This window comes from Desulfovibrio desulfuricans (assembly GCF_004801255.1).
Lineage (GTDB): Bacteria > Desulfobacterota > Desulfovibrionia > Desulfovibrionales > Desulfovibrionaceae > Desulfovibrio > Desulfovibrio desulfuricans_C.
In genome coordinates, this window is the sequence record NZ_CP036295.1 from 152,358 (window position 1) to 164,861 (window position 12,504).

Genomic DNA, 12,504 nt, shown 5'->3' on the forward strand with positions numbered 1-12,504 from the left:
ATTTTTTCTCTTGCGTCCGTCTGGGCCGCACATCCCCGTGCTGCACCTGTCCCCGAACGTGCCCCCAAATGTGCCGCTGAAACCGCGCCGCAAGACTGCGCCGTGGTGGTCAGTCTTTGCCTGCGGCCAGCATCCTGAGGCCCCACGCCGACTGCCCGAGCGAAAGCCCCCCGTCGCCGGGCGGCAGCTCGTGGTGAACGAGGGCAATGAGCCCCTGCTCGGCCAGCGCCAGCGGCAACAGCCGCGCCAGCGTGGCGTTTTGCATCACCCCGCCGGTCAACCCTACCGAGTGCACGCCAGCCTTGCGTGCGGCGCGGCCAGCCATGGCCGCCAGCGCTCGCGCAAGGCTCAGGTGGAAACGCGCGGCGATTTCGCCGGTATCCATGCCCTGCGCCTGAGCCTGAACCGTCTGGGCAAACAGGCCCGCGCTGTCCAGCTCAAGCAGCCCCTGCCTGCTGGCAATGCCCACAGGCCAGATCAGCTGGGCCGCAACCCTGTCGCGCGCCCGGCCTTCCAGCGCCGCCCGTATGGGTTCCGCCGTCCGGCTGGCGGCATCTTCAAGCCGGATGGCCGCCTGCCCCTCGTAACTTGTGTTCAGGCACAGCCCCAGTTGGGCGGCCACGGCGTCAAAGAGCCGCCCGCAGCTGGACGTGGCCGGGCAGTTGATGTTGCGCCGCAGCATCTCCTGCACGGCGGCAGCGGCCTGCGCCTGTTCCGGCAGCCAGGGTGCGGGCAGCTGGGGAAGGGGAATCTCCGCCTGCCGGCACATGGCGTGCAGGGCCAACGCAATGCGCCAGGGTTGGCGCACCGCCGCGTCGCCGCCCGGCAGGGCAAAGGGGGCAAGGCGGCCCAGCCGTTGCCAGTGCGGCCGATCAAGCTCCATAAGCAGCAGCTCCCCGCCCCAGACCGTGCCGTCGTCGCCAAGGCCCGTGCCGTCAAGGCAGAGGGCCAGGGCCGGGCCATAGTGGCTGTTTTCGGCCAATACAGCGGCGGCGTGGGCGGCGTGGTGCTGCAAGCGCCACAGGGGCAGGCCTTCGCGCCGGGCGCGGGCCTCGGCATAGCGGGTGGAAAGAAAATCGGGATGCGCGTCGCACACCAGTGCCTCGGGGCGCACTTGCAGCAGGCTTTCAAGGTGGGCGGCCACCTCCTCATAAAAAGCCAGCGTGGCGGGGTTTTCCAGATCGCCGATGTGCTGGCCCACAAAGGCCTCGCGCCCGCGCGTCAGGCAGATGGTGGCCTTGAGCTCCGCTCCTGTTCCCAGCACGCAGGGGGCGTGCTGTTCCGCCTCTGGCAAAAAAACCGGTCGCGGCACATAGCCGCGCGCGCGCCGGTAAAACAGCGGTTCAGAAAGCAGGCCCGCGCCAGCAGCTCTGCCCGTGGGCTCTGCAGCAGTGCCTGTCGCAACGTCTGCCACAGCAGGCAGGCGCGGCTGCAGGGTTACCACGCTGTCGTCCACGCGCACCAGAATATCGCGGTCGTGCAACAGCCATGCGTCGGCCAGATGCTCCAGACGGTTCAGGGCTTCGCGGTTGCCAAGGCAGATGGGCTCGCCGCCCGCATTGGCCGAGGTCATGACCAGCACCGGGGGCAGGGGCGCGAGCGCGGTCAGCCGGTCAAAAAGTACGGCGTGCAGCGGCGTGTAGGGCAGCATGAGGCCCACCTTGCCCGTATCGGGCGCGACCTCTGGCGGCAGCCATGCGGTATCGGCGGGCCCGCCGGGCGCGCCCTTTGGCGACTGGTTCTGCTCCCGGCGCGGGCAGAGCACCACGGGCTTTTCCGGGCTTTGCAGCAGGGCCTCGTGCTCTGGCGTGAGGGCGCAGAGGGCGCGGGCCGTGGACAGATCGCCCACCATCAGGGCCAGGGGCTTGTGCGGGCGTGTCTTGCGCAGGCGCAGCTCCCGCAAACTCTGGGCGTTACGGGCGTCGCAGGCCAGCTGAAAGCCCCCCAGCCCCTTGAGCGCCAGAATCCCCCCCTGGAGCAGGGTTTGCGCGGCCCTTCCAAGTGCATCGTTCATATTTTTGGCGGTGGGGGCGGTGCATCCCTCGCGGGCTGCCTTCGCGTCCACAAACCACAGGCGCGGGCCGCAGGCCGGGCAGGCCACGGGCTGGGCGTGAAAGCGCCTGTCCGCCGGGTTGGCGTACTCTGCGGCGCACTGCGGGCAAAGGGGAAAGCAGCTCATGGACGTGACGGCGCGGTCGTAAGGGATGGACCGCGTAATGGTGTAGCGCGGCCCGCAGTTGGTGCAGTTGGTAAAGGCGTACTGATAGCGGGGGTTGGCCGGGTCGTGCATGTCGGCCAGGCAGTCGGCGCAGACGCTCATGTCGGGGCTCACAAGCACGCTGTGCCCGGCCTCGCCAGAGCTGGAGACAATGCGAAAATTCCGTTCGCCTTCAACCGGTTGCAGGTCGTGCTCCACCACGCCCGTCAGACGGGCCAGCGGGGGCAGCTCGGCGCGCAGGCGGCTGCCAAAGCGCCGCACCTCGTCCTCCGTGCCCTGCAGCTCCATGCGCACGCCTTCGGATGTATTGCCCACCGTGCCCGTGAGCCCGCCCTCGGCGGCAAGCCGGTAGACAAAGGGGCGAAAACCCACGCCCTGCACCTGCCCGGAGGCCACAAAGGCTCTTCTGACCGTCAGTTTGTTACTCATGCCATGTACATACAGCAAAGAGCAAAAGGTGTCAGCAGGGAGCGGCCCCGTTGCGTCGCGGCGCATGCATGCTTGCGAGGGTACGGGGTTTTCGGTATTTTGAAGGTTGCATGCCGCCAAGGTCATCCCGCCAGTGCGGCATCCAACCCGGCATATCCGGTAATCAGGAGCGTCTATGCCCCCCGTGCGTACCATCGGTTCCCGCATCCGTGGATTCCGCGAAGAGCGTGAAGTGGATCTGCATACTCTTTCCCAAAATACGGGCCTTGCGGAAGACTATCTTGAAAAGCTGGAATCAGACGCGATTTACCCCTGCATCGGCCCCCTGCAAAAGGTGGCCCGCGCCCTCGGCGTGCGCCTGGGCACGTTTTTGGACGACCAGTATTCGCGCGATCCCGTGATGAGCCGCATCAGCGACGAGGCCGAGGCCGATGAAGCTTTGCACACAGGCCGCGTGCCCCGTCCCAGCTACACCTACCACGCGCTGGCCAAGGGCAAGCACGACCGCAACATGGAGCCGTTCCACATCCGCATTTACCCCGACAACGGCGAGCGCAAAACCACCTCGCATCAGGGCGAGGAATTTATTTGCGTGCTCAAGGGCGAGCTGCTTGTGGTCTATGGGCGCGAAACACGCGTGCTCAAACCGGGCGAGACCATCTACTACAATTCCATTGTGCCCCACTATGTGGGGGCGGCGGGCGACGAACCCGTGGAATTTCTGGCCGTGACATACAATCCTTAAGGCGCGCGCAATGCCCTTCAGGCCGCAAAACAGCCCACACGCGGCGCCGCCGCCGCAGCACGTCTTTGGGAGGATGCATGGAAGAAAAAGTTCGTGAGCGTCAGGCGCAGTTTGAACTGCGTGAGTGGACGTTGGGGCAGGTGCTCGACAACACGGTGGCGCGTATCCCCGACAATGAGGCCCTTGTTTACCCAGACCGCAACTACCGCCAGACCTGGAAAGAGTTTGGCGCGCTGGTGGACGACTTTGCCAAGGGGCTGATGGCCCTTGGCGTGCAAAAAGGCGAAAAGGTCGCCGTATGGGCCACCAACGTGCCGTACTGGGTGGCCCTGCAGTTTGCCACAGCCAAAATCGGCGCGGTGCTCATTACGGTAAACACCAACTATCGCGAGCACGAGTTGCGCTACCTGCTTACGCATTCTGAGTGCGAAAATATTTTTCTTATCGACAGCGTGCGCGACCACGACTATCTCGACACCCTGTATCGCATTGCCCCCGAGCTGCGCATACAGTCGCGCGACCATCTGGTGTGCAAAAGCCTGCCGCACCTCAAGCGGGTGTGCTTTTTGGGCGCCGAAAAACACAGGGGCATGTATTCCGTGCCAGAAATTCTTGCGCTTTCCGTCATGGTGGACGATGCGGAGTACGCGGCCCGTCAGGCCCAGCTTGACCCGTGGGACGTCATCAACATGCAGTACACCTCGGGCACAACGGGCTTTCCGCGCGGGGTCATGCTGACCCACGTGGGCGTGGGCCTGAACGGGTACTGGATCGGTCGCCATCAGAATTTCGGCCCCGACGACCGCGTGTGCCTGCCGGTGCCGCTGTTCCATTGCTTTGGCTGCGTGCTGGGTGTTTCCGCTGCGGTAAACAACGGCGCAACCATGGTTATCCTTGAGTCGTTCAACGCCCTCAAGGTGTTGGCCGCGCTGGACAGCGAGCGCTGCACGGCCGTGTACGGCGTGCCCACCATGTTTCTGGCCGAGCTGGAGCATCCGCTGTTCAAGCGGTTTGACCTCTCGCACATGCGCACGGGCATCATGGCGGGTTCGGTCTGCCCCGAGCCGCTCATGCGCCGCGTGGTGGAAGACATGAACATGACCGAAATAACCATCTGCTACGGCCTTACCGAAGGCTCGCCGGTTATGACCCAGTCTGACATCCACGATCCGCTGCCGTTGCGCTGTGAAACCGTGGGCTGCGCCATGCCCGGCATTGAGGTGCGCGTGGGCGACCCCGAAACCTGCGAGGAGCTGCCGCGCGGCGAGGTGGGCGAGATTCTTTGTCGGGGCTACAACGTGATGAAGGGCTACTACAACATGCCCGAGGACACGGCCAAGACCATCAGCCCCGAAGGCTGGCTGCATTCTGGCGACCTTGGCGTCATGGATGAAAACGGCTACCTGCGCGTCACGGGCCGCATCAAGGACATGATTATCCGTGGCGGCGAAAACGTCTACCCGCGCGAGGTAGAGGAATTTTTGCTGGGTATGCCGGGCATTCTGGACGTGCAGGTGGTGGCCGTGCCCAGCCGCAAATACGGCGAGGAAGTGGGCGCGTTTATCATCCCCCGGCCCGGTGTGGAAATTTTGCCCGAAGACGTGCGCGATTATTGTCGCGGCAAGGTTTCGTGGTTCAAAATTCCCAAATATATTACTACGGTTACGGGCTTTCCTCTTACGGCCAGCGGCAAGATTCAAAAATTCAAGTTGCGCGAGATGGCGGCCGAACGCTGGCCCGAAGCCATGGAGCGCTGAGTCTGACGGCCGCGCCTGGTCTGTGACGGGCGCGGCCTCATCCATTACGGCCTGACCTGAAAGGGGGAATGCATGCTTCTCAATGCCGTTCTGTGCGTCTGGAACGAGGAGGATGTTATTGCCGCCACGGTCAGACACGCCTTTGCCCAGGGCTGCACCGGCGTGTTTATTGTCGACAATGCCAGCTCAGACGGCACGGTGGCGGCTGCGGAGGCCGCCGGGGCCGTGCTGGCGGCAGCGTTTGACAGCAAGTATTTTAACGAAGACCTCAAGGTCACCTACCTCAATGAGGTGGTGCGCCGCTGGAACGAGCAGCACAACCCCGAGAGCGCCTGGTGGCTTTTTGCCGATGCCGACGAGTTTCCCGCCCTGGACGGCGGGCTGCGGATACTTGACTTTCTGGAGGGGCTCGACCCGGCCATTCGCGGCGTGCAGGGCTATCTTTTTAACCACCTGCCCACCCATCAGCCCTACCTAGCGCCGGGGCGGCATCCTGCCGATTTTATGCCCCTGTGCTCCAAAACATGGGGCGGCAAAGTGCCGCTGTTGCGCTACGACAGGGGGCGTCCGCACCTCTGGTCCATCGGCGGCGCGCATGATGTGGTGACCCATGGCGAAGCCCTGCCTGTCGTGCAGGACGCGTTGCAGATACACCACTTTCCGCACCGCAAGCCAGAGAGCACATTTGCCCGGCTGAAAAAGCTGGTTTTCCGCAATGAGGACGGCACAAGCCGCAGCGACTGGCACGACAACTTTTTACGGCAGGTGGGCGCGAATATCTCGCAGTACAACGCGCGCCATGACGAACTCATGAGCATGTACAGCGACAACCGGGGCAAGGAGCTGCTGTGCGGGCCGCTGGAATACGACTTCCGCACCCTTGTGCGCTGGTACGACGCCTACGACGATGTGCCCTTTGCCGCCCCACCGCTGGAGCAGAGCCTTTGCCGGGCTGTGTACTATTTCTTTTTGGAAGAGTATGACATTGCCCTGTGCAGGTTTAAGGACTCCTTTGATTTGTGCGGCGATGCCGACACCCGCCTGCGCATCCTGGTAAAAATGGCCGAATGCCTTGCGCATTCCTCTGCGGATGATGCGCGCGCCCTGCTTGTGCCCCTGGTGCGGCAGGGCAATCACGCCGTAAATGAATATATCAACGTCTTTTGCGGGCATATCCTTACAGGGCAGGCCCCGCCGCCAAGGCCGCAAAGCGGCCCGGCAACGGCCAGAATCGGCGTCAGCCAGAGCGTTTTTCCCGACGGCGTGGCCCAGAGATACGCCGCCATGGCCGCAGATATAAGCGGCGACTTCCGCCCGTTTTTCCGCTGACCGGGCAATGCCCGGCACAACCGTAATCACTGCAAAGAGCATCCATGAGCAATCAAGATTTTTCGTTAAATGGCGAGTCTCCCCTGTCCATGTCCGGCATCGGCGATATCCCCCCGCAGGCAACCTCCGTCCCCGCCGCAGCCCCAGCGGCAGCCGTTGCCGCGCCGCAGCCGTGCGCCTGCCCTCTGGCGCAGGTGCCCGCAAACGTGTGGAAGGAACTGCTGCGTCGTCCCTTCCGCAAGCGGCATCCCATTATTTTTTGGGGATTTGTCGTGTTGTTGCTGGCGGGCGTCGGCGTGCTGGGGGCCGTAATTGGCGGCAACGGGCTTATGGGCGGCCAGCGCATGGCCCTGGTCTCCGTCTCTGGCCCCATCATGGATCCCGAACCTACGCTGGAGTGGATACGCAAGGTCGAGCGCGACCCCTCGGTGGCGGGCGTGCTGCTGCGCGTTGACTCCCCCGGCGGCGGCGCGGCGGCCTCGCAGGAGCTGTATAATGCCCTGAGCGCCCTGGCCGGCAAAAAGCCCGTGGCCGTCAGCATGGGGTCGCTGGCCGCGTCGGGCGGACTTATGGTCAGCATGGCCGGGTCGCGGATATTCGCCAACGCCTCGACGGTCACAGGCTCCATTGGCGTGCGTATGGATATTCCGCAGCTGCAGGGGCTTTTGGGCAAGATCGGCGTGGGGCAGGAGACAATAACCACCGCGCCGTACAAGGACGCGGGGTCGTACATGCGGCCCCTCAGCCCCGAGCAGCGCGAGTATTTTAAAAAAGTGCTCGACGATATGCACCAGCAGTTTGTGGACATCGTGGCCAATGGCCGTCATATGGAGCACGCCCGCGCGGCGGCCCTGGCCAGCGGCAAGATTTTTACCGGGCGCGAGGCTGTGCAGCTGGGGCTGGTGGACGAACTGGGCGGGCAGGATTCGGCCCTGGCCTGGCTCTCGGCCCAGTGCGGCGTGCCTGCGGAACGCAAGCTTCTGTCGCGCCCCAAGGAGGGCGGGTGGCTGCCGCGCGGGCTCAAGACCATGCTGGGTGTTGACCTGAGAGCGCTGGGGGGCCTTGCCGCCAATGAGCCTGTGTTTCTTTATCAGTTTTAGCGGGTTGCAGCGCCGGGCCTTTGAGGCCGCAGGCAGCGGCCGGGCAGGGCGTTATGGTATAATGTATAGTTATGTCAGTGTATTGTGATAATTTGGGACGGCTGTTATAGACAGCCGTCCTTGCTTGTGCAAATATGCACCCCGAAAATTCATGCGCTCTGCGCGGTTGTTTGAAGGAGTCATTGTCAATGAGATATGCGCTGTTGGGTTCCTTGATGGCCTGCGTGCTGTTGTCGGGCCTGTGCGGTGTGGCGGTGGCGGCGGAAAAAAAATTCAACCATTACAGCATAGACCTGCCGGGCAAGTGCACAGCTACGGAAAAGGACGGCATCGCAACGGTCAGCTGCGGGCAGGATTCATTTTTTGCCATCGGCATTTTCACCAAGGCCGAAGCTGGCGGTCTGACGCCCAAACAGTTTGCCGAAAAACAATCGTCCAGGCTCAAGGGTACAGCTCCCGTCAAGGCTGACGACGGCGGCGGCTGGGCCTTTCAGGCCATGTCCGGCAGGGTGATGACCCACGTGGACGTGTCGTCCGAGGGTGATCTGACCCTGCTGTTTATCAGTGACGTGAGCGACAAGGACTGGCCCGAAGCCCTGCAAAAAGCCTATGATTCGCTGCGCGGCGCGGACGACTCCTCGGATGCGCTGATCCAGAAATCGCTTTTTGAGCGCGAATAGTACAGCCCCCCAGCACAAAAATCTGGCCCCGTCGGAGCATCCGGTGGGGCCTTTTGCGTTGTTTGGGGCACTGTAATGCGGGAGCGCTGTCGGGGGGAGGGGTACCCGGTTTGTTGCGGCCGCGTTGCCTCAGCTGATCCCGTCCACGCTGCACAGGTCGCTGTCAACCTTGTTGCGTCCGCCGTCCTTGGCCCGGTACAGGGCTTTGTCGGCGACCCTGATCAGTTTTTCGCAGGCCTGATGGCCAAAGCGGGCCGAGTTTGCGTCGATGCCCGCCACGCCTATGCTGACGGTCACAAACCCGTAGGCTGTTTGGCAGTGCGGAATGCGCAGGCCCTCCACTGCCTCGCGTACCCGTTCCGCCACGTTCAGGGCGTTTTCCTTGCCGGTCTGCGGCATAACAATGGCGAACTCCTCGCCGCCATAGCGAAATATCTCGTCAGCCGGTCTGAGCAGCGCCGCGCCCATGGCCTGGGCCACTCGGGCCAGACATTCGTCCCCCGCCAGGTGGCCGTAGGCGTCGTTGTACAATTTGAAGTTGTCCACATCGACCATGCCCACGCACATGACCCCGCCCTCCCGGGCCAGCCGCGCCATCTCCTTGTGCAGTGTCTCGTCAAAGTGGCGACGGTTGAACACGCCGGTCAGGTAATCCTTGGCGTTCATTTCTTCCAGCGTGCGGTTGGCCGCTTCAAGGCGGCGCTCCAGGCCTTTGCGCATGCTGATGTCGCGCATGAACACGCAAATGGAGGTGATGTCGCCGCAGGCGGTGGGCAGGCCAAAGGCGGATATGGCGTAATCCTTGCCGCCATGGATAATCTCCCGCTCGGGAAACTTCTCGCCCGCATCAAACAGCGCAAAGGCGCTGTTCACCATTTCCATGGTGGGGACGCCCATTTCGCCAACATGGCAGCGCACCAGCTCGTTGGTGGGCCTGCCGGTCAGCCGTGCGTACGGGCTGTTGACCGTGCGCAGCCGTCCCTCCCTGTCTATGAGGCAGAAGGCCACAAATGCGCGCGCAAAGATAGCTTCAAAGGCCGGGGACATGCCGGAATGGATGTCCACAGCGCCGATGCAGCGTTCACTGCCGGCAAAGGCTGTAATGTTGCCGTGGGCATCCCGGAGGGGCGTAATGTTCAGGGTGGTGATGGTATGCGTGCCCTTGGGGCACACATAGCGCACCGTGCACCCCGCAAGGCCGTTGCTGATGGATGCATGGTCAAGGGCCTGGCACAGCAGGGCCGCATCCTCCGGGTGCATGCAGTGCGTTAGCGGGCTGCCGGACAGGGACCCCTCGGGGATTCCCAAAAGCCGTTCTTTTGCAGGGTCGACAACGAGATATGTAAGATCAAGGCCAATGCGCCAGTGCACCGTGCTGCTGTTCTTCTGGACCGACAAGCTTTACCCCCCCCTCGCAACAGCCCTGAAACGCCTTCGGCAGCAGGCACCGGGCTGTATTGCGCAAAAAAATGCCGATTTTATGTACAGTACACCAACGAGAAAGGTTTTTCCAGCTATTTCACGCATGGCCGGGGTGATTACATCTATATCGAAGAGGTAATTTGTCGGGAGTTTGCAACAATGACTAATGAAAGTGGAATTATTTTTTCAGACCAGAAAATAAGGAAACCAGATGGTAGCTGCTAGCGGCGGAAGGGATGGGAATGTGACGCGGTCACTTTTTTGGACGGGGGGCAACCGGCGCGGTGCAAAAAAGGAATCAGGCGGAGAAATGCCGTCAATCAATGGCCGGAATAATCAAGAACGTTGTTGAGGGGAGCGCTGTGGCTCTCTATGCGCCCCTGCGTAAAAATGTGGCGGGTCAGCCGCCAGGCTTCCATATCAAGCACGTCCAGCTTGCCCTTGTGTGCGGGCTGTATATGGGTCGTCAGCGCCAGCAGCACTTCGTCAAGGGGAAAGTAGGTTCCTTCAAAGGAAATGCGGGCCATGTCGCCATCGCGTTCCAGCACGGGGATATCGTCGTTGTCCGGCAGCGCGTCGGCGCAGGCGTTTGCCAGCGCGGCATACAGGGCATCGTCCGCCGGGTAAATGTGCCCGTAAACCTTGAGCAGGGGCTGGCGGCTCAAGGTGTGGCCGCCTTATGGGGCGGTTGGGGCTGATCTGTGGCGGTGGGCTGCGTTGCAGGCGCGACGGCGTCGTGTACAGAAGGCGTGAGGCAAAGCTGCTGCTCTCGCGCTGCAGCGAGTCCTTCGCAATCGCCAAGGGCGCAGGCGGCCGTGAGGTCCGCGCATGTGCCCTGGGTATTGTTGCGCAACATACGCAAGGCCCCGCGCGCGCGCAGCAGCCGGACCCTGTCGGCGGTGTGCAAAAAAGCTTCGGGCGTGGCGTCAAGGGCCGCGCTCAGGTCGTCCTCGGCCAGCGCCAGCTGCTGCAGCCGCCAGTGGGCCAGCGCGCGGATGTATCTGGCCCTCGTAAGGTCTGGTGCGAGATCAAGCGCAGCGGCGGCGGAGGCGATGCTGCGTTGCGGCATGCCTGACTGCAGCTGCGACTCCGCCAGCAGGAGGCGCAGGGCGGCGCTGCCGGGCAGGTCTGCGGCGGATTTTTCCAGCAGGGGCAGGGCGGCGGCCCCGGTCAGCCAGCCCTCCGGCTCAAGGCGCAGTACATCCATGGCAGCCAGGCAGGCGGTCAGCTCAACCGCAAGGATATCGGCCTTGTGCAGGGCCGCCCTGCGTGCGGCTTCCTGCCGCGCATCCGGCATAACCGGCATGGGAGGGTTTTGTTTTATCTGCCCCGGCGGCGTCGCCTTGGCCACATACCACGTACCGCCCGAACCGGGCTCAATGTTGGCGCGGATCTGGCCGCCTGTCATGGCGTCAGCCGCCGCAAGTTCATCGGCGACCTGGCGGGCCGAGGCCAGCGCGTTGGCAAGATCTGTCAGGAGCAGTCGCCGCGTCAGCAGCACATCGGGGTTGCGCAGCAGACGCAGCAAGGTTTCGGCGGCATCGGGTCTCGCCAGCAGCGTAACGGTTACCCCCTGCGCGGCTGGCCCGCCATCGGCGTCCGCCATGGCAGGCGACCCTTCCACCAGGGCGGTGTACAGCTCCGCAGCCAGAGCCGTGCGCTCGTTGGCTTCGGTAACTCCCATGCGTATGTCGCGCCTGTTGGGCAGCTGTGCGGCTGCGGCGCGCAGGGCTTCAAGCTGGGCAGCTGCCTCGGCGCACAGCTTTTGCGCATGCGGCGGCAAGGGTGCGACAGGGCATTGCGCGCTGCTTTTGACGGGCGAAGCCAGCGGCAGGGAGCCGGGCTTTGAGGCAAGGGGCATATCGTCGGGGGAAGGCGCGGCAGCATCCTGCCCTTGGGGCGAGGGGGCGGCTGCATCCTGAGAGGGCGCACCCGCATTGTTTGCAGCGGGGAGGGGGGGCTGATTGGGCGAATTTTCGGCGGCGTACGCCCTGCCGCCGGTTGTGATGACCGGCGGCAGGGCAAAAATTTCCAGCATGACGGCAAGCGTCATGCCGAAAAGCAGGGGACGCAGCGCCCGCATGGGCTTATTTTTTTGCCTCGATGGTCTGGACAATCTTTTGCGCCATGGGCTTGACCAGGTCGCGCAGGGTTTCCAGCATCAGGTTGTCGGCAGCGCTGCCCGAGGGCAGACCGGTGCGCGACTGGGAGGCGTTGAGCGATTCACGCATGATGCGGGCCTGCCTGTTGGCGAGCACGTAGTTGGCCCGCAGCGAGGTGGCCATGTCGGTGGTCGAGGTCTCGCGGATATTGGCCTCGTCGATCTGGCCGGTCACCAGAAAATCGGGGTTGCCCTTGCGTGCTTCGTTCACGCTGATGGAGTACGAAACCTGCATGCCGTTGCGGGCCAGCTCGTCGGCCAGGGCCTTGCTGATCCACTGCGACACATTGTCGGTGGTCACAAAGGCGCTGTTGTCGCGGCGCGTTCCTATAACGCTCTGATCCATACGCTTGTCTTCAAACGTCACAACGGTCACACGGGGAGCGTTGGGAGAAGGAAGCACGGAAGCGTCCAGCGGTGGGGGCGGCAAAAGCCGAACATTGTTGCTCGGCCCGCAGGCTGCAAGCAACGCCAGCAGGGAAACACAAAGAACAATGCGTAGATGTTTCATGACGGCCTCTCGTAACTTGTATAGAAAATCTCCAGATTACGCTTAACCGTTTATACGCAAAATCTGCTTTTTGCAAGGATCGCGGGCGGCCTCATGCGTATCAGCGCAGGCGCATGCGTGCTGAAGCCGCCTTGCAGGCTGTGGCCCAGCGT

10 protein-coding genes are annotated in these 12,504 nt (G+C 63.2%); 5 read left to right on the forward strand and 5 right to left on the reverse strand.

Features of this window, described 5'->3' with window-relative positions:
• Window positions 1-109 precede the first annotated feature (109 nt).
• Window positions 110-2,647, reverse strand: a complete 2,538-nt coding sequence (locus tag DDIC_RS00645) for a carbamoyltransferase HypF (RefSeq protein WP_136398657.1) — start codon at window positions 2,645-2,647, stop codon at window positions 110-112.
• Between the two features lie 175 nt (window positions 2,648-2,822).
• On the opposite strand from DDIC_RS00645, the gene DDIC_RS00650 reads away from it, so the two are divergent.
• The 5 genes from DDIC_RS00650 to DDIC_RS00670 all read left to right on the forward strand — a co-directional run bounded on the left by DDIC_RS00650 (window position 2,823) and on the right by DDIC_RS00670 (window position 8,258).
• Window positions 2,823-3,392 (forward strand): helix-turn-helix domain-containing protein, encoded by a 570-nt coding sequence (locus DDIC_RS00650; RefSeq protein ID WP_136398658.1) that lies wholly within the window; start codon window positions 2,823-2,825, stop codon window positions 3,390-3,392.
• 77 nt (window positions 3,393-3,469) lie between these two features.
• Entirely contained in the window at window positions 3,470-5,149 is a 1,680-nt protein-coding gene (locus DDIC_RS00655; protein ID WP_136398659.1) for an AMP-binding protein, read from the forward strand.
• A 72-nt stretch (window positions 5,150-5,221) separates the two neighbouring features.
• Window positions 5,222-6,478 (forward strand): glycosyltransferase family 2 protein, encoded by a 1,257-nt coding sequence (locus DDIC_RS00660; protein ID WP_136398660.1) that lies wholly within the window; start codon window positions 5,222-5,224, stop codon window positions 6,476-6,478.
• Between the two features lie 44 nt (window positions 6,479-6,522).
• Window positions 6,523-7,578: a signal peptide peptidase SppA gene (gene sppA / locus DDIC_RS00665; RefSeq protein WP_136398661.1), complete on the forward strand. Its 1,056-nt coding sequence runs from the start codon at window positions 6,523-6,525 to the stop codon at window positions 7,576-7,578.
• Window positions 7,579-7,766: 188 nt separating this feature from the next.
• Window positions 7,767-8,258 carry a hypothetical protein gene (locus DDIC_RS00670; protein WP_136398662.1) on the forward strand — a complete coding sequence of 164 codons (492 nt, stop codon included), beginning with the start codon at window positions 7,767-7,769 and terminating at the stop codon, window positions 8,256-8,258.
• A 129-nt stretch (window positions 8,259-8,387) separates the two neighbouring features.
• Here the strand turns inward: DDIC_RS00670 and DDIC_RS00675 are convergent, their stop codons facing one another.
• The 4 genes from DDIC_RS00675 to DDIC_RS00690 all read right to left on the reverse strand — a co-directional run bounded on the left by DDIC_RS00675 (window position 8,388) and on the right by DDIC_RS00690 (window position 12,352).
• Window positions 8,388-9,656 carry a sensor domain-containing diguanylate cyclase gene (locus DDIC_RS00675; protein ID WP_136398663.1) on the reverse strand — a complete coding sequence of 423 codons (1,269 nt, stop codon included), beginning with the start codon at window positions 9,654-9,656 and terminating at the stop codon, window positions 8,388-8,390.
• A 344-nt stretch (window positions 9,657-10,000) separates the two neighbouring features.
• The gene (locus DDIC_RS00680) at window positions 10,001-10,345 is read right to left on the reverse strand and encodes a hypothetical protein (RefSeq protein ID WP_136398664.1); all 345 of its coding nucleotides are present in this window, start codon (window positions 10,343-10,345) and stop codon (window positions 10,001-10,003) included.
• The gene (locus DDIC_RS00685; protein ID WP_136398665.1) at window positions 10,342-11,763 is read right to left on the reverse strand and encodes a hypothetical protein; all 1,422 of its coding nucleotides are present in this window, start codon (window positions 11,761-11,763) and stop codon (window positions 10,342-10,344) included. Before DDIC_RS00685 ends, DDIC_RS00680 begins: the two co-directional genes overlap by 4 nt.
• A 4-nt stretch (window positions 11,764-11,767) precedes the next feature.
• Window positions 11,768-12,352, reverse strand: coding sequence for a hypothetical protein (locus DDIC_RS00690; RefSeq protein ID WP_136398666.1), 585 nt, complete (start codon window positions 12,350-12,352; stop codon window positions 11,768-11,770).
• Between the last annotated feature and the right edge of the window lie 152 nt (window positions 12,353-12,504).

Bases quoted from the DNA above. Each gene is read 5' to 3' on its own strand.
- DDIC_RS00685 (WP_136398665.1), bottom strand. From the start codon at position 11,763: ATGCGGGCGCTGCGTCCCCTGCTTTTCGGCATGACGCTTGCCGTCATG.
- DDIC_RS00690 (WP_136398666.1), bottom strand. From the start codon at position 12,352: ATGAAACATCTACGCATTGTTCTTTGTGTTTCCCTGCTGGCGTTGCTT.
- DDIC_RS00650 (WP_136398658.1), top strand. From the start codon at position 2,823: ATGCCCCCCGTGCGTACCATCGGTTCCCGCATCCGTGGATTCCGCGAA.
- DDIC_RS00670 (WP_136398662.1), top strand. From the start codon at position 7,767: ATGAGATATGCGCTGTTGGGTTCCTTGATGGCCTGCGTGCTGTTGTCG.
- DDIC_RS00655 (WP_136398659.1), top strand. From the start codon at position 3,470: ATGGAAGAAAAAGTTCGTGAGCGTCAGGCGCAGTTTGAACTGCGTGAG.
- DDIC_RS00645 (WP_136398657.1), bottom strand. From the start codon at position 2,647: ATGAGTAACAAACTGACGGTCAGAAGAGCCTTTGTGGCCTCCGGGCAG.
- sppA (WP_136398661.1), top strand. From the start codon at position 6,523: ATGAGCAATCAAGATTTTTCGTTAAATGGCGAGTCTCCCCTGTCCATG.
- DDIC_RS00660 (WP_136398660.1), top strand. From the start codon at position 5,222: ATGCTTCTCAATGCCGTTCTGTGCGTCTGGAACGAGGAGGATGTTATT.